Annotated in this window: 30 protein-coding genes and 1 pseudogene; 4 read left to right on the forward strand and 27 right to left on the reverse strand. The window is 59.7% G+C overall.

Going from position 1 to position 25054, the window contains the following annotated elements; all coding sequences use genetic code 11:
- Positions 1-96: 96 nt before the first annotated feature.
- From AC30D9_RS11435 to AC30D9_RS11515, 17 genes and pseudogenes are all read right to left on the reverse strand, one after another.
- Positions 97-663 carry a phage tail assembly protein gene (locus tag AC30D9_RS11435; protein ID WP_134923012.1) on the reverse strand — a complete coding sequence of 189 codons (567 nt, stop codon included), beginning with the start codon at positions 661-663 and terminating at the stop codon, positions 97-99.
- A gap of 160 nt (positions 664-823) precedes the next feature.
- The gene (locus AC30D9_RS11440) at positions 824-1330 is read right to left on the reverse strand and encodes a phage major tail tube protein (RefSeq protein WP_092443712.1); all 507 of its coding nucleotides are present in this window, start codon (positions 1328-1330) and stop codon (positions 824-826) included.
- Positions 1330-2496: a phage tail sheath protein gene (locus AC30D9_RS11445; protein WP_207965431.1), complete on the reverse strand. Its 1167-nt coding sequence runs from the start codon at positions 2494-2496 to the stop codon at positions 1330-1332. Before AC30D9_RS11445 ends, AC30D9_RS11440 begins: the two co-directional genes overlap by 1 nt.
- A gap of 1 nt (position 2497) precedes the next feature.
- Positions 2498-2725 (reverse strand): hypothetical protein, encoded by a 228-nt coding sequence (locus AC30D9_RS11450; protein ID WP_307574985.1) that lies wholly within the window; start codon positions 2723-2725, stop codon positions 2498-2500.
- An 86-nt stretch (positions 2726-2811) separates the two neighbouring features.
- Complete coding sequence (locus AC30D9_RS11455; protein WP_307574988.1) at positions 2812-3069, reverse strand: tail fiber assembly protein; 258 nt, start codon at positions 3067-3069, stop codon at positions 2812-2814.
- Positions 3070-3078: 9 nt separating this feature from the next.
- Positions 3079-3699 (reverse strand): hypothetical protein, encoded by a 621-nt coding sequence (locus tag AC30D9_RS11460; protein WP_307574990.1) that lies wholly within the window; start codon positions 3697-3699, stop codon positions 3079-3081.
- A 24-nt stretch (positions 3700-3723) separates the two neighbouring features.
- Positions 3724-4254, reverse strand: coding sequence for a hypothetical protein (locus AC30D9_RS11465; protein ID WP_307574992.1), 531 nt, complete (start codon positions 4252-4254; stop codon positions 3724-3726).
- Positions 4251-4895 carry a phage tail protein I gene (locus tag AC30D9_RS11470; RefSeq protein ID WP_307574994.1) on the reverse strand — a complete coding sequence of 215 codons (645 nt, stop codon included), beginning with the start codon at positions 4893-4895 and terminating at the stop codon, positions 4251-4253. Before AC30D9_RS11470 ends, AC30D9_RS11465 begins: the two co-directional genes overlap by 4 nt.
- Positions 4892-5887, reverse strand: a complete 996-nt coding sequence (locus AC30D9_RS11475; RefSeq protein WP_307574997.1) for a baseplate J/gp47 family protein — start codon at positions 5885-5887, stop codon at positions 4892-4894. The genes AC30D9_RS11470 and AC30D9_RS11475 overlap by 4 nt, the downstream gene beginning before the upstream one ends.
- A complete protein-coding gene (locus tag AC30D9_RS11480) occupies positions 5884-6216 on the reverse strand; it encodes a phage baseplate protein (RefSeq protein ID WP_047229990.1) in 333 nt (110 codons plus the stop codon). The genes AC30D9_RS11475 and AC30D9_RS11480 overlap by 4 nt, the downstream gene beginning before the upstream one ends.
- Positions 6217-6227: 11 nt before the next feature.
- The gene (locus AC30D9_RS11485) at positions 6228-6839 is read right to left on the reverse strand and encodes a phage baseplate assembly protein V (RefSeq protein ID WP_490144060.1); all 612 of its coding nucleotides are present in this window, start codon (positions 6837-6839) and stop codon (positions 6228-6230) included.
- A 3-nt stretch (positions 6840-6842) separates the two neighbouring features.
- Positions 6843-7355: a hypothetical protein gene (locus AC30D9_RS11490; protein ID WP_134923006.1), complete on the reverse strand. Its 513-nt coding sequence runs from the start codon at positions 7353-7355 to the stop codon at positions 6843-6845.
- Positions 7356-7402: 47 nt separating this feature from the next.
- Positions 7403-7753: a phage holin family protein gene (locus AC30D9_RS11495; protein WP_109755648.1), complete on the reverse strand. Its 351-nt coding sequence runs from the start codon at positions 7751-7753 to the stop codon at positions 7403-7405.
- A 68-nt stretch (positions 7754-7821) separates the two neighbouring features.
- Positions 7822-8403: a DUF642 domain-containing protein gene (locus tag AC30D9_RS11500; protein ID WP_307574999.1), complete on the reverse strand. Its 582-nt coding sequence runs from the start codon at positions 8401-8403 to the stop codon at positions 7822-7824.
- Positions 8404-8455: 52 nt separating this feature from the next.
- Positions 8456-8600, reverse strand: a pseudogene (locus tag AC30D9_RS11505) (Com family DNA-binding transcriptional regulator); the annotation flags it as partial.
- 124 nt (positions 8601-8724) lie between these two features.
- On the reverse strand, positions 8725-9153 hold the full coding sequence (locus AC30D9_RS11510; RefSeq protein ID WP_134923003.1) for a hypothetical protein: 429 nt from the start codon (positions 9151-9153) through the stop codon (positions 8725-8727).
- A gap of 546 nt (positions 9154-9699) precedes the next feature.
- Positions 9700-10434, reverse strand: coding sequence for a LexA family transcriptional regulator (locus AC30D9_RS11515; RefSeq protein WP_134926582.1), 735 nt, complete (start codon positions 10432-10434; stop codon positions 9700-9702).
- 615 nt (positions 10435-11049) lie between these two features.
- Here AC30D9_RS11515 and AC30D9_RS11520 point away from each other — a divergent pair.
- The 3 genes from AC30D9_RS11520 (at position 11050) to fdxA (ending at position 15127) form a co-directional block, all read left to right on the forward strand.
- On the forward strand, positions 11050-11403 hold the full coding sequence (locus tag AC30D9_RS11520) for a DUF6124 family protein (RefSeq protein ID WP_490144061.1): 354 nt from the start codon (positions 11050-11052) through the stop codon (positions 11401-11403).
- 689 nt (positions 11404-12092) lie between these two features.
- A complete protein-coding gene (gene mutS / locus AC30D9_RS11525) occupies positions 12093-14660 on the forward strand; it encodes a DNA mismatch repair protein MutS (protein ID WP_162893893.1) in 2568 nt (855 codons plus the stop codon).
- Positions 14661-14803: 143 nt separating this feature from the next.
- Positions 14804-15127 carry a ferredoxin FdxA gene (fdxA, locus tag AC30D9_RS11530; protein WP_003184854.1) on the forward strand — a complete coding sequence of 108 codons (324 nt, stop codon included), beginning with the start codon at positions 14804-14806 and terminating at the stop codon, positions 15125-15127.
- 491 nt (positions 15128-15618) lie between these two features.
- Here the strand turns inward: fdxA and rpoS are convergent, their stop codons facing one another.
- The 8 genes from rpoS to AC30D9_RS11570 form a co-directional block, all read right to left on the reverse strand.
- The gene (gene rpoS / locus AC30D9_RS11535; protein ID WP_047227588.1) at positions 15619-16626 is read right to left on the reverse strand and encodes an RNA polymerase sigma factor RpoS; all 1008 of its coding nucleotides are present in this window, start codon (positions 16624-16626) and stop codon (positions 15619-15621) included.
- 106 nt (positions 16627-16732) lie between these two features.
- Positions 16733-17578 (reverse strand): peptidoglycan DD-metalloendopeptidase family protein, encoded by an 846-nt coding sequence (locus AC30D9_RS11540; protein ID WP_134922998.1) that lies wholly within the window; start codon positions 17576-17578, stop codon positions 16733-16735.
- 211 nt (positions 17579-17789) lie between these two features.
- Positions 17790-18425 carry a protein-L-isoaspartate(D-aspartate) O-methyltransferase gene (locus AC30D9_RS11545; RefSeq protein ID WP_161796107.1) on the reverse strand — a complete coding sequence of 212 codons (636 nt, stop codon included), beginning with the start codon at positions 18423-18425 and terminating at the stop codon, positions 17790-17792.
- Between the two features lie 41 nt (positions 18426-18466).
- On the reverse strand, positions 18467-19216 hold the full coding sequence (gene surE / locus AC30D9_RS11550; RefSeq protein WP_109756623.1) for a 5'/3'-nucleotidase SurE: 750 nt from the start codon (positions 19214-19216) through the stop codon (positions 18467-18469).
- Positions 19204-20262, reverse strand: a complete 1059-nt coding sequence (truD, locus tag AC30D9_RS11555; protein ID WP_490144062.1) for a tRNA pseudouridine(13) synthase TruD — start codon at positions 20260-20262, stop codon at positions 19204-19206. Before truD ends, surE begins: the two co-directional genes overlap by 13 nt.
- Positions 20259-20732 carry a 2-C-methyl-D-erythritol 2,4-cyclodiphosphate synthase gene (gene ispF, locus AC30D9_RS11560; protein WP_109756625.1) on the reverse strand — a complete coding sequence of 158 codons (474 nt, stop codon included), beginning with the start codon at positions 20730-20732 and terminating at the stop codon, positions 20259-20261. The genes truD and ispF overlap by 4 nt, the downstream gene beginning before the upstream one ends.
- Positions 20733-20775: 43 nt before the next feature.
- Positions 20776-21621: an S-formylglutathione hydrolase gene (gene fghA, locus AC30D9_RS11565; RefSeq protein ID WP_490144063.1), complete on the reverse strand. Its 846-nt coding sequence runs from the start codon at positions 21619-21621 to the stop codon at positions 20776-20778.
- An 8-nt stretch (positions 21622-21629) separates the two neighbouring features.
- Positions 21630-22742 carry an S-(hydroxymethyl)glutathione dehydrogenase/class III alcohol dehydrogenase gene (locus AC30D9_RS11570; RefSeq protein ID WP_024779034.1) on the reverse strand — a complete coding sequence of 371 codons (1113 nt, stop codon included), beginning with the start codon at positions 22740-22742 and terminating at the stop codon, positions 21630-21632.
- 108 nt (positions 22743-22850) lie between these two features.
- On the opposite strand from AC30D9_RS11570, the gene AC30D9_RS11575 reads away from it, so the two are divergent.
- Positions 22851-23747 (forward strand): LysR substrate-binding domain-containing protein, encoded by an 897-nt coding sequence (locus tag AC30D9_RS11575; protein ID WP_490144064.1) that lies wholly within the window; start codon positions 22851-22853, stop codon positions 23745-23747.
- 153 nt (positions 23748-23900) lie between these two features.
- Here the strand turns inward: AC30D9_RS11575 and ispD are convergent, their stop codons facing one another.
- Together ispD and ftsB are read right to left on the reverse strand one after the other, a co-directional pair.
- Positions 23901-24608: a 2-C-methyl-D-erythritol 4-phosphate cytidylyltransferase gene (ispD, locus tag AC30D9_RS11580; protein ID WP_490144065.1), complete on the reverse strand. Its 708-nt coding sequence runs from the start codon at positions 24606-24608 to the stop codon at positions 23901-23903.
- Positions 24605-24883: a cell division protein FtsB gene (gene ftsB / locus AC30D9_RS11585; protein WP_025212129.1), complete on the reverse strand. Its 279-nt coding sequence runs from the start codon at positions 24881-24883 to the stop codon at positions 24605-24607. Before ftsB ends, ispD begins: the two co-directional genes overlap by 4 nt.
- Positions 24884-25054: the final 171 nt, after the last annotated feature.

Here is a 25054-nt window from a genome sequence, read left to right on the forward strand (position 1 = left end):
TGATCGCGATGTCGTAGCGGCGCAAGGCCTTGCCGGCGTCCCACTCCAGGATTTCCGCCTCACTTACCGAGTAAATGAGCGGCACCACATCGAGGATCACTTCGATGTCGCGCTCCGAAAGAAGTCCGCCGGTTTGTTTAAAAAATCGTCGATGCGCACCTGCAGCTGGGTCCAGTCGGGCACGCTCAGCAGGTCCAGGTCGGGAATCATCAGGCCGGTGCAATGAGCGGTGATGAACTCGGCGCGTTCCTTGGCCGTCTTCAGTTTCTTCATCGCCTTGGTCGCACGCAGCACCGGCATTTCCAACGTCAGCGACGTCAGGCTGCGGCCCGCCACGTTCAGCGGTTGCAGCAGTTGCACCTGATCGGGGTCGGTCTGCGGATCATCCAGAAAATACGACGCCGGGCGCGTGGACATGTCGTGCACGTACTGGGCAATGCTGACGTAGTCCGGGCGCTTGAGCTGGTCGAGTTCCCTGACCGATAGGCCGGTGGCCAATTTGGCCAGTTCGAAAAACTGATCGTCTTCGTCATCGCCGGCACGGGCCAGGGCGTCTTTCTGCGCGGCGTAGTACAAGGGTTTGAGTTGGAGCTGCTCGATCTGCGACTCGTCGTCAGCAGTGATCGGCGACAGCAGGACGTGAACAGGAGGCGTCCAGGACATGAAGTGAATTCCTTGGTGGATCATGGAGGGCGAGCCCCTTGTGGGAGCGGGCTTGCTCGCGAAAGCGGTGGATCAGGCAACTTCGATGTTGAAGCTGATGGCCTCTTCGCGAGCAAGCCCGCTCCCACAGGAGGTCTGCGTTCAGCTGACAGGCCTTGGTTTAAGGCAACAGCACCGCACGACGCGCATCACCGAGAATGTCGACGCCGTTGAGCACGAACTTCTGGGTGCGCACGTCGATGTCGATCACCGGGACGCCGTTTTCGAGGCGGTTGTAGGTGCGGCAGGAGAGGTCCAGCGTGGTAGTCGGTTTATCACCCATTTTCAGCGGCGCTTCGACCAGGGACTTCAACTTCCCGCCGACGGTGTGGTAGGTGAACCAGGTATTGCCATCCTGGTCCTGACCGGCCTCGCGCACGTTCAGCAGGATGTCGTCGCCCACACTCACACCCAGGGCCAACATGATTTCCGGCCCCACGCCTTGCAGCACCAACGTAGCCCCGAGCACGGTGCCACTCTTGGCCATTTCCTCGCCAATAAAGCGCCCACCGCTCATCGTCTCCATGGCGAACTCAATCTTGGGAGGGGTGAAACTTTCCACGGTCGCCGACAACGGCAGGCCTTGCAGGGTGGCCGCGATGGCCTGTCTTACGCGGTTGGTAAACATTAGAGAACGTCCTCCAGGAACTGCTCGATGATTTCATCGCGGGCATTGAGTTGATAAATCATGTGTTCGTTCGGCGCGTAGCGGCCGTAGTCGATGACCACGTACCAGGTGCCGTTCTTGTACTTCTCGACGCTGTTCAATTCCGGGTGCAGGTACACGCTGCCGCCCGGGATGGTTTCGTCGGCGACCAGGGTTTGCAGCCAGTCGTTGATGCGCTTGACCTCCTGATCCATGAACGACTTGGTCAGGTTCTTGGCCATGGCTTTCTGGCCGGCCTTCACCAGCTTGCGGCTGATCGCATCTTCAAGGCCGACGTAGCTGATGAACTTGCCGGTGATGGAGCGATTGCCCAGCAGCGAGAAGCCGCCAAGGATGGTCCGGGCGTAGTAGCTGACGCCGTAGCGGTTGAGCAGATCGCCTTCGGTGGAGGTATCGAGGATGTTGTATTCGACGGTGCGCGAGACGTCTTCAGCGAAAGTCACCTGGTTACCCGGGCTCTCCCATTGCTTGACCTTGGCCAGCGCGGCGATGGCCAGGCTCGACGGTGCCAGGAAGACGTTTTTCTTCGCCGCCTTGGAGTACACCGCCGGCATGTTGTGCACCACCAGGCAACGGTCGAAACCGAGGTCCGCGCCGCCCAGCTCCTGGCTGTAAGTCACTTGATCGGCGACCGAGGCATCCTTGCCGTCAAGCACCACACGCGCCTTGATGCGCTTGCCGAACGAGGCGAACTCGCTGGCCACGGCCTTGGTGCCGGTGAAGCCCGGCGCGCCGATGATGGTCAGGTCCTCGGCAACGCCACTCAACGCCGCCAGGCCCAGTTTGCGACCGGTCTGCGCCTCGATGCCGCCGATCACATTGTTCTGCGTGTCGGCCAGCGTCGCGCCTTCCTCGACGATGACCACGTAGACCGGCACCTTGACCACTTTGAGGATCTGGTAGACCGCCTGGAACAGCGTCCCCGCTTCGGCACCGGTCGGATCCAACTGAGCCTGGGTGGTGAAGCTGTTGATGCGGAACGGGGTGTTTTTCGGAATCAGCGGGTTGGCATTCGGCGCGGTGCCGACCAGCCCGATGACGTTGTCACCCAGGCCACCCATGGCCTCGGGAGATTCAGTGGCATTGACGGTAATGCCGTTGTGCTCGAAGTTCAAAACCTCAGCCATGTTATTCAGCCTTCTTGGTGGCGGCCTTCAAGGCCTTGGTGGTTGGGGTGGCCTGCGTGTCAGCAGCCGGTTTCTGTGCATCAAGAACGCTGGTCAGCTCAAGACGACCAGCACTGCGCAAGGCATTGGCCTCGACATCCAACAGCTCCAGTTTCTGGCCAGCGCTCGACCAGTGGCCGCCACCGGTAGGAAATGGCAGCAGCACGGTGTATTGCTTACGAATGGGCATCTACGGTCTCTCCAGATGCGAAAAACACAAAAGCCCCATGGCGGGGCTTGGTGCGGGCGAAAAAAAACCGCTCTCGCGGTCGTGGTTTACTTGATGAAGTCTGGCAGCGCGGGCCAGAGCAGCCTGGACGGCTCCGCATCCGTTTCGGGGATATCTCGCAAGGCTTGGCGATAAGCCTTGATCTCGGCAAGCTGAGTTTCTGTTGCTGGGAAGTCCGGTAGTTGGGTGAAATCCGTGTCTCGCAGAAGTTGGTTGCGACGCGTGCGAATGGCGGCCCATTCGATTTCACGCGACGGTACGGCAAGTGGAATTTCGGAAGTGTCATTGTTGGATAGATCAGACATGTTCGTTCCTTAGCTGAAAACAACGGTTTCGGCCAGCGACAACCTGGTGGTCAGATCCCCAAGATTGAACAACCGACCATTGCCCACGCGCATGGTGTCAATGCGCACGGTGGTGTAATAAACGTTGGGAATCAGAATTCGCATGACGACATTGCCGTTTGTGTCGGTATAGACAGCAGGAGTCATATTCCCAAAGGTCGAAACGCTTTGCAGGACCCGAGTGGGCTGATAGCAATACCCCACCAATGTTTCGTCGATTATTTTGGCTGTGCCGTAGCTGTAGCCCTTGATGTTGAACCAGAACATCTCCGAATGGACATTGATGTTAAGCGGCACTTTGAAATGCATGTACACATTTGTGCTGGCACCCAGGTTGGTAGAAACAAAATCACCCTGTGCCGTTGCGCCATAGACGCCACCAGTCCCGTAAACATGCCCCTGCAAAACGTTGCGGCGAATCGTGCCCAGGGCGCTTGGATCCCCTTCCACATCCTTCAGGCTTCGCCACTCATTGAACTGTGCCAAAGCCGTGGCCATGGTCGTGTTGATACTGCCGATTTTTCCATTGACCACAGTGGTCAAGTTGTTGGCCGCCGATACCAGCGACGCGATAGTGGTTTCCAGACTCACATTCAGGTTCCTTGTGCTATTTGATTATTTGGCTTCGAGCGCCATCACTCGAAACATCAGGCCCACGTGCCGCGCCATGTTGTCGATATTGGCGGTAGCCAACGTGGCGATTTCTTCACTCAATAGAATGTTCAGGTTGTCGGACCCGATCACCACCGTGACGCTTTGCGCTGGCAACGGTGAAATATCCAGCGTGAACTTTTGCAAGACTCGTGCTGCAGCCGCTTTGTAGGTCAGCAGTGTTCCAGCCACCGAATACACCGCTAACAGCGTGCCGGTGGAAAGATAGAAACCGAACTCACCAATCTCATATTCATCCGGCCCGTCGAACAAGGCGGCCATTCTCAGTTGCCCTGGATCGAGGTCTTCGTAATCCACGATCGCCACGCGCTGCCGTTCATTGCGAAGCGCCGTTTCCGATCCGTTGGGATCGTAGCGAGCGGTACCGGCACCGATGTGAGTGATCTCACCTTTCAAGCCTTGGTTCTTTGCCTGCAACACTTCCGCCAGACCGGCGGAAGTGAAGCGAACCAAGCGCGTAATATCTTCTGTCATGGCTGCGCCCTGAGGTCGTAATCGTTAATGGTGTAGCGTTGGGAAATCCCAATGCCGATAAGCCGCGCACCGAGATTGAGTAGCGGCAGTGCCCCGCACAAAAACAGCTCACCGTCGCTCAGCGGCCCGTGCAAAACTGCCGCCGCTGCCAGGCCGCCGCGCGTTTGATGCACGAGGGTGATGGTGGCCTGGTCACGCTCGCTCTTGGCTGCATTGATTCGCTGTATCAAGCGATTGTGATCACCACTGGCCCAGCCTTGACCTATGATGGCTTGCACATCAAAGGTGTAGGGATGGGCATTGGGTTGCTGTTCGTACCAGGCGGTGACGTGGGGCGTGAACCCCAAAGACTCGACTGCATGGTTCAGGGCCTGGCGAGTGCCAGCCTGGCGCTGGATCTGCCAGGACAGCGAAACCGTCAGACGTTTTTCCAGGTCGCTGGCGGCCGCATCCCACTCGCTGACACCGCGATCCGCCGCCAGATAAGGCAAGAAGGCAGACGGGGTCTGGCTCGCGTTCATCAACTCAGGAAACGGCGGATCGATACGCTCGAGCAACCGGGCGAAACCCAGATCGAGCGCCCTTTCCAGCGGCGAGCTGTTGGCCGGCAACAGGCTTGGGCGAGGTATGTCGTCACTCATAACGTATCCACCTCAACCTCGACACCCGTGCAGTACGGGGCTTGGAAAGCCGTCGTCACAATCGGCGCCAGCGGTTCGAGAATCTGCAACTGAACCGCGCCCGCACTGTGCAGCGTGTAGTCGATCCAGCTCGGATCCACTCGCCCTTCCAGGCGATGACAGGCCTCGGCGTACGCCTGCAATTGCTGCTCGGCAGCGACCTTGGTCAAGCCCGAATCCGGGCCAGCGTTGATCTTCGCCACGACGCGGATTTTGTAGGGTTTGATTTGCGCGGCCTGGACGATGACCAGGTCGGTTTCCGGTCGCACATCAGGCCGGGCGAAATGCTGGCGAACACCCTCGAGCAGCGCCTCGGACGGTGTGCCATTGCCCTCTCGGGACAGCACCGTGACCGTGACTTCGCCCGGCGCGGTGCGGCGTCCGTTGCCGTCCTTGATCTGCGCCGCGTATCCATCCGGGTCGAAGGTATAGGTGACCGTCACCACGCCCGCTGCGGCGTTTTCCACCCTCACGGCAGGCCGTTCGCCAAGGGTGAAGATCTCCCGCCGATACTGCATGCGCGAGCCAGCCGCCGGGGCATGGGGCGCCAAGTAGTAGCGCAAGCGAGCGTCATCATCGCTCTCGTAGACCGGTGGAATGGGCGGGAACGCCGCCGGATCGCCGGGATCGAGCAACTGGCGCTCAAGGCCCATGTCCGCGAGGCGCGCATCGAGGTTGGTGCCGGTGGCCCACCACGCCAGCATCTGCTTGATGCGAGCGTTGTATTTGCGTTCGTGGGTTTGCAGCCGAACACAGAACGCCTCGAGGGCCAGAGTCAGCAGTTCACTTTCGTTTTCCAGGCTGTCCACCAGCTTCGCCGCACTGGCGGGAGAACGTGCGCCGACGTACTCCACCACGAAAGTCTTGAATTCGGCGAGCAGATCCTCGAACGCGTCGACGGTGACGATTGCCGGTTCCGCCAATTGGTTCTGGCCGGGTATCAACATGCTCATGTCACCACCTCGAAAGTCTGTTTGCGGTTTTTCCAGGTACCGGCGAAGCGCAACAACAAACCGGCGCCGTGTCGGCTGGCGACAATGACCTGCGGCTCGAAATCACCGATGCCGTTGTCCGGGTTGTAGAACGCTTGGGCCGCGTGGCTCTGGGCAAGGATCAGCAGGTCGTCGCCGAGGTTCTGCCCCAGCAGCTGCGTGAGGGCGCAGCCATACAACGGGCGCTTCTGGCGAGTGCCCAACGGTGTGGTCAATGCCCGAGTGGCGCGCTGGACAAATTGCAGCCAGTCGTCGACCGTGGCGCCGGTATTTCGATCGATTCCAATCATGGGGAAATCTCTTATGCGGTACTGATGACGCGTCCCTGGTGATCCACCACCGGGCCGCTCAGGTGCACACCGGAGGCGTCGAGCCGAATGCCAACGGCGCCCAGTTGCAAGTCGATAGCCTCGGGCGTCATCGCCAACCTCGCCGGGCCAATGTTTAATTGGAGCGACTCACGAGAGCCGGTGAATGCCGCCGGACCGTTTTGCCAGTGCAGGACATGGCTGGCATGGTCGTAGCCGTTTTCCGTACCGTCCTGATAGAGGCGACGCGTCAACGTGGCCTGGGTCGAGACAGGCGGGAACTGACCGCCGTTGAGGCCGAACAACGCCACCGCCTGCCCGCCGCCCTCGCCGCCACCATGGTTCAGCAACAGGCACTGCTCACCCACGGACGGAATCCGCGACTCGCTCTGGGCGCCGGCACTCGGGTTGAAAAAGCGGATCGCCGGGGTCAGCAAGCCGCCATGGCTGACCTTGCAAGTGTTGCTGGCCGCATCGACTTCCTGGCAAACACCGATACGGCAGAAACTCTCCGCACGCCGATGCAAGTCTTCCAGCTCGGTTTCCATCTCGGCCAGACGCTCGATGATCGGCCCCAGATGCATCCGTAACAGCGCATCAAACATGGGTCAGCCCTCGAGTGCGGTGTATTGGTCCGGGTCGTCGATGTTCGAGACTTCCCAGGTACGGGCAAATTTCGGGATACCCAGCGGGTCCTCCAGCAGCGTCGGGCCGAGGTACAGGGTTTGACTGAAGGAAAGGGTCCAGGCGGTGTATTGCCGTGCCGGGTTGATGAACGTGGACGGCAGGCCGTCGAGCTCCGTGGGCAGGTCGCATTGATCGCCCGACAGCCCCCAGCGGTTATCCACAACCAAGTGTTTCAGCTCAGCGGCCAAGTCGCAGGCATCCCAGCCCGGAACAGCCATGACCACTTGCAGGGAAACCGTCAGGACATGGGCGATACGACCGTCGTTGGCACGGTGGCCGGGCGCATCACGCTCAATGGCAATCAGCACCCAGGGTTGGTCGTCGGTACCATCGAAATCCTGGGGGCTGCCGATTTTCAAAGTGGGGTAAGTGGCGCGCAGCGTCTGGGCAATGGCGAAGAACAGCTGCGACGGTTTTTCGAGGACGGCAGGCATCAAGGCCTCCTGTTTTTTATGGCGGCACGAAGATCACCAGCGAGGGATCAATGTTGATCGGAACGGGGATCGCGCGGCGGCAGCTCACTGACGCCCATCCGCTTGGCGGCCCAGCGTTCGTAAAGACCGATGGCCACGTCCGCCCCGGCCATCGCCGTCAGGCAACCAAAGGCACCAGCGGCCCAGATCGACAAGCCCATGGCGTACAACAGCATGATCGCCGAGACGCCGCAGACCATGCAGGCGCCGGAACGCAGGGCCAGGCGACGTAGCAGCGACCAGCCTCGGGCGCCCTCCTTGTCGGCACGCCACATCTCGCCAGTCACCCCACCCACCAGGGCGAGCACGATGACCAGCCAGATCGGCATGTCCAGCAACGCTTGTTGCTCGTTTGTCATGTCACGCTTCCTGGGGGGTGAGGGATGAGTGCTTGGGGGCGGTGGGTCTTCGCAGGACAATCGTTGGTTTACAGCGGCTCAACGCTGACGTTGTCGATAAAGGCGAAGTGGGCGTAAGGGTTCTGCTCATTGGAGAACGCCAAAGTCGTCTGGGCCGAAGTGGCCGTGAAGTCATACGTGATGGTGCTCCACTCCACTGCAGTACCTTTGGCCGACGGCGTGTCGAAGGTGACACTCTGCCCCGCCACCTTGACCTGGATGGTGCCGTCGCCGGAGCGGCTGGCGTAGCGCGAATTACCCGCGCTGAAGGTCAATCGATACTTTGCGCCGACTGCGGTAGCGAAGTTCTGCTGGATCCCCCCGCCGTTGCCGTAGACATAATTGGCCAGGTCGACAATCACAACGCCATCCGCAGCTACGGAACCTCCGATCGAAGCGGGCATATTGAAGTACTCGGCACCGGACAGAAATGTCGTCCAACCGGTGATGAAGTTGGCTTTCGCCGGGGTATCGAGGATGCAACTGCCACTGCAGCCTGGCTGTTCGAAGCTACCGTTGACCAGAAGGTTGGCGGCGCTCGCGTTGCTCCCAACACCGAGCAGCGCAATGGATAGCAACAGCGGGGCAACGTATTTCTTGAAACGACTCATGATTCACCTCTTGAGTTATAGATTGATCGCGCGGTTGATCAACAGCGCTCATCTCGCTCTCTGGCGATCTCTCGAGGCTCAAGGGCCTTCACATGATTCAACGTCCCGCATCGGGCACATTTGATCTGGAGTTCGGTGTTCTCGCCCATGCGGGCCAGAAGCTTTTTGCAGCTACCGCATCTGAAATCCTTCAGCATTGAAAGCCCTCCATTGGCAGCGGTTTGAAGTGCCTTGCACGGACACTCCAAAAAGCCCGGTTGCCCGGGCATTTCAGTAATGCACTTGATCTTTCGACGTGCCTTTAATGGAACAGGGTTGCCGTCACTTTGGAGCAGCGCAGGTCGCGCCTTTGTAAGTCATGGTGTAGGTGTAGTGCCTGTCCCACGACAGCGGCAGCGTGCTGGGTGCTGCCCATTCCGCGTAGTTACCCGACATCGAGCCAGCAACCACCAATTTACCCATGGCGATGGTGGCGAGATTGTTGGCACTCCCCGCCCCTGGCATTGGCACACTCCCATTCCATTGGAGATCCTCCCCGTTCTGGAACCATGCGCCATTCCAACCAGCCTGCGAACTTGAGTACCAGGTATTGTCCGCTTTGAAACAGATCGTTTGGTTGGCATAAAAACCACCGCCCGGAACGTGGTAGGAAGCGAATTGCCAGGAACCGACAGGGGACGTTTCAGCAAACGCATGGATGGCCTGGGTGGCCAGAACTGCTGCGATCAGCACACTGAGCATTTTTTTCATCAGTCTTCTTCCTTTAAATGAGTGGATTTTTTGAAAGCATCGATACAGTTTTTTATCTGAACACCTCCTTGGCCTTCACAAGTGAGCGCATGGAAATCTTCTTACTTACTTGAAGTGCCTCGCGGCTCAGGCATTCCAAAAAGCCCGGTTGCCCAGGCTTTTCAGTAATGCGCTTGATCTTTCGGCGCGACTGGCGCGGTACGGATCCATTCAAATTGTTCCTCCGGCCGCGGTCCCTGCCCGCCGGATAACTGCTTCTGGTGCTTTACGCTGCACACCCGGGTCAGTTGCCAACCCTCTGAACCGTTAAGGCCGGTTCATCGCTGCCTGTTGGTGGAACTAAAGAGCTTTTGTTGCCAGCCACTTTGTCGAGCGGCTTGGACACAGAATATGCATTGATGCATATACAGTCAATGCGCAAATGCATTTATTTATGCATGAAGAATGCGCAAATGCATGGAGCCCTTGTAAACACGGGAGTTGTGGGTTTTCAGGGAGGCGAAAAAAAACCCGCACGGCGGCGGGTTTTATCTGACAGGGGATGGGTTAGCGGGCGTACATGCCCCACCAGAAGACGTGGCCGAGGATGACGATTTGCTCCTCCTGCATTTCCTGGAAGGTGTAGTCCTCATCCGGATGCTCGTCACGGTTGAAGCTACGCAGGCGGATGCCGGTGGGCAGACGGTAAAGCTGCTTCACCCGCAACTGACCGTTGTGATTGATGGCATAGAGGTCGCCGTCGACGATGTCGCCGATCCCGCACTTGCCTGCGTTCACCCCGACCGTTGCCCCATCGCGCAGCACCGGCAACATGCTGTTGCCGCGCACCGTCACGCACTTGGCCTGGTCGAACTGAACGCCGTTATGGCGCAGGCTGCGTTTGCCGAAGCGCAGGCTAGAGCGCTCGCTTTCCTCGATGACGAATCTTCCTGATCCAGCAGCCAATTCAACCTCACGCAGAAAAGGGACCGACACCTCGTCTTCTTCGACGGGGGTATCGTCATCCCACAGGCTTATGTCCTTGAGTTCGGAATGCGGCTCGTCGCGACGAGCATTGCCGGCAGGCACAACGTCCGCGCGCCCGCGCAACTGGTCGGTGCTCACGGCGAAGTATTCGGCGATCTTCGAGATGTGTTTATCCGAAGGGTCGACGATCTTGCCGCTGAGTATCCGCGAGAGAGTGGACTGAGGCACGCCGGTACGACGGTGAAGCTCCGTGGGGGAGATCCCGTGCTGATCGAGCAATGCTCTTAATACGGTAGAAACGTTGCGTTTTTGCATAACGCGCATGATGCTTGTTCTTTTTGCAGAAGACAAATGCTGTTTTGCATAAATAGGCAATACGCCTCACTCAAGCCTCATTTGATTCACTGTGGCGAGGGGATTTATCCCCGCTGGGACGCGAAGCGGCCCTAAATTCCACCCCAGGCGCACTAGCCACTTAGGGGCTGCTACGCAGCCCAACGGGGATAAATCCCCTCGCCACAGGAGCTTGGCTCCATATCTGATGCCCCTGCTGATCACATGGGGAATTCGCCCTACACGTCCCTAGGAAAAGACTTCAAATCCGTCCTTCAAATGTGTGACGCAAGGCTACGTTGCCTTGCGTCTCTGCCTACACCTACGCCAGAATCCGCCGGCCTGTGCGCTTTGGGGCCTATCGGTACTTTTGATCCTGTCACTGCCCATCAGTGATCGGGTTTAGTCGCTCGGTATTCCAAGGTGCTCATTGCTCCATTCAGTCAGGTACTTCTATTCCTGCACTTGATGGTAGCTGTGCGCAGGGCGCCCTCGGGCGCGCCGGTTTCTTGGATCCCCGGTCGACTAACCTGCGTACAGCTGCCACCCCTCGTTTAGTCGCGAGTGAGTGGTGGCTCAACTTCAAGGATCCATAGAATGCCGAAGAACACACCAAGTCCCCCAGACGATCACGTCTCCCGCAGCCAATCAGCCAACGCCAAAAAACTCGACGACGCGGCTACTCGCGCTCTGGACTATTACCTCAAACCGAAAGCCGACAAAGAAACCGGCGACACATCCGATACCCTTTTCATCATCGCCCCGAATATCGACGCCGAATGCCTGCTCGCCAACCTCAGCGAAACCCTGGCCTCGGCCAACGCCATGGTCAGCGACCTGGCATTCGACCTGAAGGGCTCGCGACGGAATATCGCCCTGGGGGTCCAGCAGATGATCGAGCTGAGCCAGTTGCTGGCGAATCGGGCGTTGGATGTGGTTGAGGTGAGGTAAGCATTCATGATGCAAGCCGAGACCTAAGAGAAGCCCGACTACCCCATGTGGGAGCGAGCTTGCTCGCGATAGCGGTAGTCTAGTGACAACTAAGTTGTATTGGCTGCCGTCATCGCGAGCAGGCTCGCTCCCACAATTGGATCGGAGCACAGCCGGAGAGACAGGCCGGCTGTCAGGCCGCTTTCGCGAGCAAGCCCGCTCCCACAGGGGAAACGCGGTCTCACCAAGAACCAGGTCGGCTATCAGGCCGCCTCGCGGTGGACGTTGATCTCGGCGCCCCGTTAACCACGCTGGCCGAACGCAGGTATTGCGTAGTGGGCATCCCGGCATGGATGCCGGGATAGCCGCGCTGGACCATGGATGGTCCTTCGCGGCGGGCCCACGGAGCAATGCCGGAGTGAGGGCACACCGAGCCTAGGCGAGGTGCCAAGTGGTGGGGCAAAAGCGCTTTGGTTACTTTCGCGCTTTTCGAAAGTGACCCGCCGTCAGGGCGGAACCATAAGAGGCCGTTACCGCAGCAACGGATATACACCCAATCCCCGATACACCCAACCCCAAAAACCACTCACATATGGGTAGCACCAGACCGCCCATGTTAACCTTGCGCCCATCGCGGAAAAGCCGGGCCAATGCCCCTCCTTTTGCCCCACACCTTTCAACGAGCTTCCCTGACACCCATGAATACAGCCGTGAACGACCTCTCCAGCCACACGCCAATGATGCAGCAATACTGGCGCCTGAAGAACCAGCACCCCGATCAGCTGATGTTCTACCGCATGGGCGACTTCTACGAGATCTTCTACGAAGATGCGAAGAAAGCCGCCAAGTTGTTGGACATCACTCTGACGGCGCGTGGGCAGTCGGCGGGCATGGCGATTCCGATGTGTGGGATTCCTTACCATGCGGCGGAAGGTTACCTGGCGAAGCTGGTCAAGCTCGGCGAGTCCGTAGTGATCTGCGAGCAAGTCGGCGACCCGGCCACCAGCAAAGGGCCCGTGGAACGCCAAGTCGTACGGATCATCACCCCGGGCACGGTCAGTGACGAGGCCTTGCTGGATGAACGCCGGGACAACCTGATCGCCGCAGTGCTCGGCGATGAGCGCCTGTTCGGCCTGGCGGTGCTGGACATCACCAGCGGCAATTTCTCGGTACTGGAAATCAAGGGCTGGGAAAACCTGCTGGCGGAGCTTGAGCGGGTCAACCCGGTAGAGCTGTTGATCCCGGACGACTGGCCCAAAGACCTGCCGGCAGAAAAACGCCGTGGCGTGCGGCGTCGGGCGCCGTGGGATTTTGAGCGTGATTCGGCGCTGAAAAGTCTCTGCCAGCAGTTTTCCACCCAGGACCTCAAGGGCTTCGGCTGCGAAAACCTGACCCTGGCCATCGGCGCCGCCGGTTGCCTCTTGGCCTACGCCAAGGAAACCCAGCGCACCGCCCTGCCCCACTTGCGCAGCCTGCGTCACGAGCGTCTGGATGATACGGTGGTGCTGGACGGCGCGAGCCGGCGCAACCTGGAACTGGACACCAACCTGGCCGGCGGCCGCGACAATACCCTGCAATCGGTGGTCGACCGTTGCCAGACCGCCATGGGCAGCCGCCTGCTGACCCGCTGGCTGAACCGTCCGCTGCGCGACCTGACCGTGCTGCTGGCGCGTCAGTCCTCCATTACCTGCCTGCTGGATCGCTATCGCTTCGAGCAGTTGCAACCGCAGCTCAAGGAAATCGGTGACATCGAGCGCATCCTGGCCCGTATCGGCCTGCGCAACGCCCGTCCCCGCGACCTGGCGCGCCTGCGCGATGCCCTCGGTGCCCTGCCCGAGCTGCAAGTGGCGATGACCGACCTCGAAGCACCGCACCTGCAACAACTGGCACGAACCACCAGCACCTACCCGGAGCTGGCTGCGCTGCTGGAAAAAGCCATTATCGATAACCCACCGGCAGTGATCCGTGACGGTGGCGTGCTGAAAACCGGCTACGACGCCGAACTCGACGAACTGCAATCGCTGAGCGAGAACGCCGGCCAGTTCCTGATCGACCTCGAAGCCCGGGAAAAAGCCCGCACTGGCCTGGCCAACCTCAAGGTCGGCTACAACCGCATCCACGGTTATTTCATCGAGTTGCCGAGCAAGCAGGCCGAACAGGCCCCGGCCGACTACGTTCGTCGCCAGACCCTCAAGGGTGCCGAGCGCTTCATCACCCCGGAGCTCAAGGCGTTCGAAGACAAGGCGCTGTCGGCCAAGAGCCGCGCCCTGGCCCGGGAAAAGATGCTCTATGAAGCACTGCTCGAGGATCTGATCAGCCAACTGCCCCCCTTGCAGGACACTGCCAGCGCCCTGGCGGAACTGGACGTGCTGAGCAACCTGGCCGAACGCGCGCTGAACCTGGACCTCAACTGCCCACGCTTCGTCAGCGAGCCGTGCATGCGCATCAGCCAGGGTCGTCACCCGGTGGTCGAGCAAGTGTTGACCACGCCGTTCGTGGCCAACGACCTGAGCCTGGACGACAACACCCGCATGCTGGTGATCACCGGTCCGAACATGGGCGGTAAATCCACCTACATGCGCCAGACTGCCTTGATCGTGCTGCTGGCTCATATCGGCAGCTTCGTACCGGCGGCGAGCTGCGAATTGTCCCTGGTGGACCGGATCTTCACCCGGATCGGCTCCAGCGATGACCTGGCCGGTGGGCGCTCGACCTTCATGGTGGAAATGAGCGAAACCGCGAACATCCTGCACAACGCCACCGAACGCAGCCTGGTGCTGATGGACGAAGTCGGACGCGGCACCAGCACCTTCGATGGCCTGTCCCTGGCCTGGGCGGCGGCCGAACGGCTGGCGCATTTGCGAGCCTACACCCTGTTCGCCACCCACTACTTCGAGCTGACGGTACTGCCGGAAAGCCAGCCGCTGGTGGCCAACGTGCACCTCAACGCCACCGAGCACAACGAACGCATCGTCTTCCTGCACCACGTGCTGCCCGGCCCGGCCAGCCAGAGCTACGGCCTGGCGGTGGCGCAACTGGCCGGCGTGCCGAGCGAAGTGATCAGCCGTGCCCGCGAGCATCTGAGCCGCCTGGAAACCACCAGCCTGCCCCACGAAGCACCGCGCCCGACCAAAGGCAAACCGGCCGCTCCACAGCAAAGCGACCTGTTCGCCAGCCTGCCCCATCCGGTGCTCGATGAACTGGCCAAGCTCGATCTGGACGACCTGACTCCACGTCGGGCGCTGGATTTACTCTATACATTGAAGACACGGATCTAACGCACAGGCTTTCAAGCTGTTAGAATCTCGCGCGGTTTGGGATGCTGCGGACTATTAGCCTGGTTCGCAGACTACCGCTCCCGAACCTGGCGACCCCACCCGTGAAGGGGATTCGCTGCCGCCGCCTGAGGAGAGAATTAGAAATGACCTTCGTCGTCACCGACAACTGCATCAAGTGCAAGTACACCGACTGCGTAGAAGTCTGTCCGGTGGACTGCTTTTACGAAGGCCCGAACTTCCTGGTCATTCACCCGGACGAGTGCATCGACTGCGCCCTGTGTGAACCGGAATGCCCGGCAAATGCCATTTTCTCGGAGGATGAAGTGCCGGCCGGCATGGAGAACTTCATCGAGCTGAACGCCGAGCTGGCGGATATCTGGCCGAATATCACCGAGAAGAAAGACGCCCTGCCGGACGCTGAAGAGTGGGATGGCAAGCCTGGCAAGATCGCAGACCTCGAACGCTGATTACCCCGGCGCTCCTCGAAAAGGCCCCTCGCGGGCCTTTTTGCTGCCTGGAACAAAATCGCAGGCAAAAAAAAGGGGCGGTTTGACCCGCCCACATTTTTTCCCTAATCCCTTTAATCCTATTCATCATCCTGATGAATCGCGTCCTGCGATGTCCTTCCTTCCCCATCGTCCTTGACGGGTGTGTCTGTCCGTCGACACAGGACTGATATTAGTGATTTCCCGGACGAGTGCAATTCGCCTGATACCGTCAAAGCACGTTGTCACACTACGTTCATCAATTAAATTTTCATTGTAAATCAAGGAAGTACAGAAATATTTACGGCTTCCATAGTCGTCTATCCCGGCAATGGGAAACCAAACGCTTACGCAATACTAGGCAAAAGCTTACAAGCCGGAACTACAAATAGAATGAGATTGGAAAGCAGTCACCGCAGACACGAAAAAGCCCCGAACCAGTCGGGGCTTTCGCTGCTGCATTGAGCTTCATGTCACTGGAACAGCGACTCGCTCGACAAGCCGTTTTTCTCCAGGATCTCTCGCAAACGCTTGAGGCCTTCTACCTGGATCTGCCGGACCCGCTCACGGGTCAGGCCGATCTCCAGACCTACATCTTCCAGGGTGCTGCTTTCATGACCTCGCAAGCCGAAGCGGCGAATCACCACTTCCCGTTGCTTGTCGGTCAGCTCCGAAAGCCACTGGTCGATGCTCTGGGACAGGTCATCATCCTGAAGCAGCTCGCACGGGTCCGTGGGGCGATCGTCGGTGAGGGTATCGAGCAGGGTTTTATCCGAGTCCGGTCCCAGCGAAACGTCCACCGAGGACACCCGCTCGTTGAGCCCAAGCATGCGCTTGACCTCGCCTACCGGTTTTTCCAGCAGGTTGGCGATTTCTTCGGGTGAGGGTTCATGGTCGAGTTTCTGGGTCAACTCACGGGCGGCCCGCAGGTAGACGTTCAGCTCCTTGACCACATGAATCGGCAACCGGATGGTCCGGGTCTGATTCATGATCGCCCGTTCGATGGTCTGGCGGATCCACCAGGTGGCGTAGGTCGAGAAACGGAAGCCGCGTTCGGGGTCGAATTTTTCCACGGCGCGAATCAGGCCCAGGTTGCCCTCTTCGATCAGGTCCAGCAGCGAAAGCCCGCGATTGACGTAGCGTCGGGCGATTTTCACCACCAGGCGCAGGTTGCTTTCAATCATGCGTTTTCGACCGGCCGGGTCGCCACTTTGCGACAGCCGCGCAAAATGAACTTCTTCCTCGGGGGAAAGCAGTGGCGAGAAACCGATTTCGTTGAGGTACAGCTGAGTGGCGTCCAGCGCCCGGGTGTAATCGATGTACTTATGTTGTTTAAGTGAAGCGGAGTGTCTGGATTTGGCACGAACGGAAGGTGGAGTCGCCCCTTCATCATTCGACATCGAATCCATAGCGATGCCGGTCTCCATAAGGAGAACCTCATCGTCGATGTCAAACTCCGGCACTTCTTTACTGAGAGCCATTGTTATAGTCCTTTGGTGAGTTCGACCTCAAGCTCAAGCGACGCCTTTATCCTTGGCAACGCTGGAGCCTGTTCCCTCTACGTGACGGAACAGGCTGACAATCAAATCAACGACGTGGCAGGAATTGCAGCGGATCTACAGGCTTCCCTTGTCGGCGAATCTCAAAGTGCAGTTTCACCCGGTCCGTTCCCGTCGATCCCATTTCGGCAATTGTCTGTCCGACCTTGACCTGCTGCCCCTCCCGAACCAACAGCCTGCGGTTGTGACCGTAGGCACTGACGTAGGTATCGCTGTGTTTGATGATCACGAGTTCGCCGTAGCCCCTCAAACCACTCCCGGCGTACACAACCGTGCCATCAGACGCGGCTAAAACAGGCTGTCCCAAATCCCCGGCGATATCAATTCCTTTATTCAAACTACCGTTTGAAGAGAATTTTCCAATAAGAACGCCATTAGAAGGCCATCCCCAGCCTGTCGGGGCGGGGCCTGCCGGAGGCATCGGAGCGGGGGGCGGTTTGCTCGCGACGGACGGTACTGTCGCCGTTGCAGCCCCCGCCGGGCGGCGAATGACCGTGGTTTTACTCGACGACGAAGCCGTCGATCCCGACTGCGTCACCACTGCGGTTGGCGTTGAACCGCTGCGGCCATCGAAGCGAATCGTCTGACCGGGGTGGATCGTATAAGGCGCAGGAATGTTGTTCCGCGCCGCGAGGGCCTTGTAGTCCCAGCCATAACGAAAAGCGATGGAAAACAGAGTATCGCCGCGACGGACTACATACTGGCCGGTCGTTACTGTAGGACGTTGAGGTGCTGCACTGTTGCGATCGACAACCCGGACGTTGCTCGATGGCGTACTGGAACATCCGACCAGCAAAGTGCTCAAGACAAGGCCAGTCACCAGGCGCTGAAAGCTCGTGATACCCATACGCTGCGCAATGACTGTGAGACTCACCCGCCGCTCCCTTTGTGGTGGCTGAAAAATTGGACACTGCCTGTCCAGGCAGAAATCATACAAATATAGCTGGCAGCGACCGCGCCTCTATTAATGAGGTGCGAAGTGTCGCCGCACACGTTTGCTCGACACCATTGCCCGCTGTTTCATAAAGCAGCGTCGCTGTAAGACACAGCCGATGCCGCAGAATTCAGCGTCTGTTTATAAATGCTCAGGCCAATGGCCCATTGAGCAACGGCACGAATCGCACCGCACCCAGGACATGCCGCGAGAAACCGTGTTCTTCACGCACGATCAGCATCAATTGCTGAACCTCGCCGGCCCCCACTGGAATGACCAGCCGCCCACCAGGAGCAAGTTGATCCAACAGGGCCTGGGGTACATCGGTGGCCACCGCGGTCACAATGATGCCGTTATAAGGCGCCAGGGCCGGCCAGCCTTCCCAGCCATCGCCCCAACGAAACACCACGTTACGCAGGTTCAACTCAACCAGGCGTTCCTTGGCGCGATCCTGCAATACCTTGATCCGCTCAACGGAAAACACCCGCTCCACCAACTGCGACAACACCGCCGTCTGGTAACCCGAACCGGTACCGATCTCCAACACCTTGTCCAGCGGCCCCGCCTCCAGCAGCAACTCGCTCATGCGGGCCACCATGTACGGCTGGGAAATGGTCTGGTTGTGGCCGATCGGCAATGCCGTATCTTCATAGGCGCGATGGGCCAGGGCTTCATCGACGAACAGATGACGCGGCGTGCGGCGAATCACCTCCAACACCTGGGCGTTGGACAGGCCTTCTTCGTAGAGACGCTGGATCAGTCGTTCACGGGTGCGCTGGGAGGTCATGCCGATTCCCCGGCGCAGCATATCGTCTTGCTCACGAGCCATCAGCGCAGCCCCTCCAGCCAGCCATCGAGATTTCGAAAGGCGTCGTTGAAGGTACGGTCCAGTTGCAACGGCGTGATCGAGACATACCCCTGCATGACCGCATGGAAATCGGTGCCCGGCCCACCGTCTTCGGCATCACCGGCCGCGGCGATCCAGTAACCGGCCTTGCCGCGCGGGTCGACGACGTGCATCGGCTTGGCGGCGCGGGCACGGTGGCCCAGGCGAGTGAGCTGGATGCCACGGATGTGATCGAGCGGCAGGTTGGGGATATTCACGTTCAGCACCGTGCGTGGCGGCAGGTCCAGCGCACCGTGGGCTTCGACCAATTTACGGGCGAAATAGGCGGCGGTAGGCAAGTTGTCGACCTGGCGTGAAACAAACGAAAAGGCAAACGATGGTTTTTCCAGGAAGCGTCCCTCCAGGGCCGCGGCGACCGTGCCCGAATAAAGCACGTCATCCCCCAGGTTGGCGCCCAGGTTGATGCCCGACACCACCATGTCCGGCGCGCGTTCCAGCAACCCGTTGATACCCAGGTGCACGCAATCGGTCGGTGTGCCATTGAGGCTGATGAAACCGTTATCCAGATAGCAGGGGTGCAACGGACGGTCGAGCGTCAGCGAGCTGCTGGCGCCGCTTTTGTCCTGGTCCGGGGCGATGACCACGCACTCGGCAAAATCCGCCAGCGCAGCATAAAGCGCGGCAAGACCGGGTGCAGTCACCCCGTCGTCGTTAGAAATCAGAATACGCATGGGCTGTCCGTCTGCCCCACCGGCACCAGATCGACGAGTTCGCGCACCAAGACAGTGGCGAAACATCCGGCCGGCAGGACGAATTCCAGTTGCAGAATGTCAGGCGAGGGATAATGCCACGAGAGCCCGCCAATGGGCAGTCGCAGGATGCGACGTTCGTGACTCATTCCCGCGTTTATCAACCAGTCGCGCAAATCGGCTTCGCCTTCGGCAATGGCCTGTTCCAGCTCAAAGGTCGCGCCGGCGGCAGGTGAAGGCCCCTCGCCCCACTGCGGCCCGGTCGGGTGCAGATCGAGGATCGCCAGGCGCGGATCGCTGCATTCAGCCTCGCCGGCCGGAAAGAAGCTGCGACTGTCGGTGAAGGCGAGCAAGTCACCCACCTGGGCTTTCTGCCAGGTACCGTCGGCGACCCGCTCAGCCAACACCCGGTTGAACAGAAAACTGCGGGCGGTAGACAACAGCCGCGAGCGCACATTGCGCTGCTCCGGCAAGGCCTTGCGCGCCGCCCAGGCACGGGCATCGACGACATTGCCACCGTCATGCCCGAAGCGCTGGGCGCCAAAATAGTTGGGGATGCCCTGGCGGACAATCTGTTGCAGGCGCGCGTCGATTGCCGCCGTGTCGCCCTTGAATTGGGTCAGGCGCAAGGTAAAGCCGTTGGCCGAGTGCGCGCCGCGTTGCAGCTTGCGCCGGTGGCGTGCGGTCTTGAGGATCTTCAGTGTGTCGTTCTCTGCCGTCGACAGGTCCGGATCGGCCTTGCCCGGCAATTGGACGCTGAACCACTGGCGGGTCAAGGCCTGGCGGTCCTTGAGCCCGGCGTAGCTGACGGTGCGCAGCGGCACGCCGGCGGCCTTGGCGATTCGCCGGGCCGCTTCTTCGGTGTTCAAGCCACGTTTTTCAACCCAGATCCACAGGTGCTCGCCATCACCGCTCAACGGGATATCCAGCACTTCATCGACCTGGAAATCTTCAGCGCTGGCCTTGAGTACCGCGCTGCCCAACGATTCGCCGTAGGCCCGCGGCCCCAACAGTTCCAGTTCAGTCATGGGCGCAGCAACAAGGCAACGGAGTGGACGGCAATGCCTTCTTCGCGACCGACGAAACCCAGCTTCTCGGTGGTGGTGGCTTTCACGTTCACTTGGTCCAACTCAACTTGAAGATCCTCGGCGATCAACCGGCGCATCGCTTCGATGTGCGGCGCCATCTTGGGGGCCTGGGCAACGATGGTGTTATCGACATTGCCGACTTTCCAGCCCTTGGCGTGGATCAGCGAGACCACATGCCGCAGCAACACGCGGCTGTCGGCGCCCTTGAACTGCGGGTCGGTGTCGGGGAAGTGCTTGCCGATGTCACCCAGGGCAGCCGCGCCGAGCAAGGCATCGCTCAAGGCGTGCAGCAGGACATCACCGTCAGAATGCGCGAGCAGCCCGAAGCCGTGTGCGATCCGCACGCCGCCCAGAGTAATGAAGTCGCCTTCAGCGAAACGGTGAACATCGTAGCCGTGGCCAATACGCATAAAAAAACGCCCCGATTTTTGTCAGGGCGTGATTCTACCTGCATTAGGCGTTTAGAGCGCGCGCATGATGCTGCAAGTGGTCGTCAATGAAGCTGGCGATGAAGAAGTAGCTGTGGTCGTAGCCCGGTTGCAGGCGCAACTCCAGCGGATGACCAGCGGCCTTGGCAGCTTGCTGCAGGACTTCGGGCTTGAGTTGATTAGCCAGGAAGTCATCGCGATCGCCCTGATCCACCAGCAATGGCAGTTTTTCGTCGGCTTCGGAGATCAACGCGCAGGCATCCCATTCACGCCATTTCGAGCGGTCTTCCCCCAGGTAACGAGAGAACGCCTTCTGGCCCCATGGGCAATCCATCGGATTGTTGATCGGCGAAAAGGCCGACACCGAACGATAGCGCCCGGGGTTGCGCAAGGCGCAGACCAACGCGCCGTGGCCGCCCATGGAATGACCACTGATGCCGCGTTTATCCGAGGCCGGGAAATGCGCTTCGACCAGTGTCGGCAATTCCTGCACCACGTAGTCATGCATCCGATAGTGCCGTGCCCATGGTTCCTGCGTGGCGTTCAGATAAAAGCCCGCCCCCAGGCCGAAATCCCAGGCACCGTCCGGATCGCCCGGCACATCGGCGCCACGGGGGCTGGTGTCCGGCGCAACGATGATCAACCCCAACTCGGCGGCCATGCGCTGGGCACCGGCCTTTTGCATGAAGTTTTCGTCGGTACAGGTCAACCCGGACAACCAATACAGCACCGGCAGCTTGCCGCCCTGCTCGGCTTGCGGCGGCAGGTACACGGCAAACACCATGTCACACCCGAGCACTTCGGAACGGTGCCGGTAACGCTTGTGCCAGCCGCCGAAGCTTTTCTGGCAGGAAATGTTTTCCAGACTCATGACCGACCTCAGAAATGAATGACGGTGCGGATGCTCTTGCCTTCATGCATCAGGTCGAATGCCTTGTTGATATCTTCCAGGCCCATGGTGTGGGTGATGAAGGTATCCAGCGGGATCTCGCCCTTCTCGGCCATTTCCACATAGCTTGGCAACTCGCTGCGCCCGCGCACGCCACCAAACGCCGAGCCGCGCCAGACGCGTCCGGTCACCAACTGGAATGGACGGGTGGCGATTTCCTGGCCGGCGCCGGCGACACCGATGATCACCGACTCACCCCAACCCTTGTGGCAGCATTCCAGCGCGGCACGCATCAGTTGGACATTGCCGATGCACTCGAAGGAAAAGTCCACGCCGCCGTCAGTCATGTCGACGATGACTTCCTGGATCGGACGGTCGAAGTCTTTCGGGTTGACGCAATCGGTGGCGCCCAGTTGCTTGGCGATTTCGAACTTGGCGGGGTTGATGTCGATGGCGATGATGCGCGAGGCCTTGGCCTTCACCGCGCCAATCACCGCCGACAGACCGATGCCGCCCAGGCCGAAGATCGCCACGGTGTCACCCGGCTTGACCTTGGCGGTGTTGATCACCGCGCCAATGCCAGTGGTGACGCCACAACCCAACAGGCAGACTTTTTCCAGCGGCGCTTCTTTTGGGATCTTCGCGACAGAGATTTCCGGCAGCACGGTGTACTCGGAGAATGTCGAGGTGCCCATGTAGTGGAAAATCGTCTCGCCTTTGTAGGAAAAGCGCGAAGTGCCGTCCGGCATCAAGCCTTTGCCCTGGGTGGCGCGAATCGCCTGGCAGAGGTTGGTCTTGCCCGACTTACAGAATTTGCACTGGCCGCACTCCGGCGTGTACAGCGGAATCACATGGTCACCCACCGCCACCGACGTCACGCCTTCGCCGATGGCTTCGACAATGGCACCGCCTTCATGGCCGAGGATCGACGGGAAGATGCCTTCCGGATCAGCGCCCGACAAGGTGTAGGCATCGGTGTGGCAGACACCCGAAGCCACTACGCGCAACAGCACTTCGCCCGCCTTGGGCATGGCGACGTCGACTTCAACGATTTCCAGGGGTTTCTTGGCCTCGAAGGCAACGGCAGCGCGCGACTTGATCATCCGGATTCTCCAGCAAATAAAAAACAAGACCGGGAGTGTAATCCTCCGCCAGACGATGAATAATCCAACCAAAAGCAAAACATTATTGCTGCACAGGGATAATCAGCTATGTCCGACAACCGCTGGGAAGGGATCGATGAGTTCGTCGCCGTGGCCGAATGCAGTCAATTCACCGCTGCCGCCGAACGTCTCGGGGTTTCGTCTTCCCATATCAGTCGACAAATCGTACGTCTGGAAGAACGCCTACAGACACGGTTGCTCTATCGCAGCACCCGCCGGGTCACCCTGACCGAGGCCGGGCAGACTTTTCTCCAGCATTGCCAGCGCCTGCAGGATGGCCGCGAGGAAGCGCTGCGAGCGGTGGGCGATCTCACCAGCGAACCCAAGGGCATGCTGCGCATGACCTGTGCCGTGGCCTATGGCGAACGGTTCATCGTGCCGCTGGTGACGCGATTCATGGGGCTTTACCCGCAATTGCGGGTAGACATCGAGTTGAGCAACCGCCCTTTGGACCTGGTGCATGAGGGCCTGGACCTGGCCATACGCCTGGGCCGCTTGCAGGACTCACGCCTGGTCGCCACCCGCCTCGCGCCACGGCGCATGTACCTGTGCGCCTCGCCCTCCTACCTGGAACGCTATGGCCGGCCCCATAGTTTGTCGGAACTGAGCCGGCACAATTGCCTGATCGGCAGTTCCGACATCTGGCAACTGAAGCAGAACGGGCGGGAATTTTCCCAGCGAGTACAAGGAAACTGGCGCTGTAACAGTGGGCAAGCGGTATTGGACGCAACGCTGCAAGGCGTGGGGTTGTGTCAGTTGCCGGATTATTACGTGTTGGAACATCTGCACAGCGGTGCGTTGATCTCGCTGCTGGAGGCTCATCAGCCGCCGAATACCGCGGTGTGGGCGCTATACCCGCAGCAGCGGCATCTGTCGCCGAAGGTGCGCAAGTTGGTGGATTACTTGAAGGAGGGGTTGGCGCAGCGGCCGGAGTATCGAGGGTAGCACTGGTTTTTCGGGTTGTCTGAGCGATTGCTATCGCGAGCAGGCTCGCTCCCACATTGGATCTTCAGTGCCTGCAAACTTTGTGTACAGCCAAGATCCCTTGTGGGAGCGAGCCTGCTCGCGATGGCGATTCAGGACGTACCGCATCTCTGATTAATACCGATTCACCCAGCGCTGACGCAACCACTCCAGATCTTCCGGCCGGGTGACCTTGATGTTATCGGCCCGCCCTTCGATCAATCGCGGTGCCTGCCCCGCCCATTCCATGGCGGAAGCTTCGTCGGTAATCAGCGCATCGGCCACCAGGCTGTCGGCCAGGGCCCGATGCAAGGCACCGAGACGAAACATCTGCGGTGTATAGGCCTGCCAGATCACGCTGCGATCAACGGTCTCCAGTACGCGGCCGTGTTTGTCGACGCGCTTGAGGGTGTCCCGCGCAGGGACGGCCAGCAAGCCACCGACCGGATCGGTCGCCAACTCGCCGAGCAAGGTATCGAGGTCATCCCGGGCCAGGTTCGGCCGGGCGGCGTCGTGCACCAACACCCAATCGTAATCGTCCGCCCCCTGTTCGTGCAGGTGCAGCAAGGCATTGAGCACTGAATCCGAACGCTGCTCGCCACCGTCCACGCGCTGGATGCGCGGGTCGCTGGCACAGGCCAGGGTCGGCCAGTAGGGATCATCGTGGGCAACGCTGACCACCACGCCTTTAACGGTCGGGTGATCGAGGAAACAGCCAAGGCTGTGTTCGAGAATTGTGCGCCCGCCCAGTTGCAAGTATTGCTTGGGACGGTCCGCGGCCATACGGGCACCGACGCCCGCGGCAGGAATCACGGCCCAGAAGGCCGGCAAACGGATACTCATTGGGCCAACTGGTAGAGGGTTTCACCCTCCTTGACCATGCCCAGTTCATGGCGAGCCCGCTCTTCAACGGTCTCCATGCCTTTTTTCAACTCGCTGACCTCAGCGTCCATCACCCGATTACGCTCCAGCAACGCTTCGTTTTCCGCGTGCTGATCGGCTATTTGCTGAGTCAGGTCGGCCACTTGCGCCAGACTGCCATTGCCCACCCACAGGCGGTACTGCAGGCCAGCCAGCAACAGGAGCAAGACAAGAAACAACCAATTGGGACTGCGCATCGAATATCAGGTATCCAGTGAAAAAAGACAGCCATGCCAAACTTTGAAACGTCTGATAGCACGAAGCCTGGAAAACCCAGGCTTGTGCTTTATAAGGCATCAGATTAGAGGCAAAACCGCCGCCAGGGCGACTTTTTCGACACAATCCGCTGTCTTTTTACCATTTACTGC

The sequence above is a fragment of the Pseudomonas sp. DF11 genome (genome assembly GCF_058148565.1).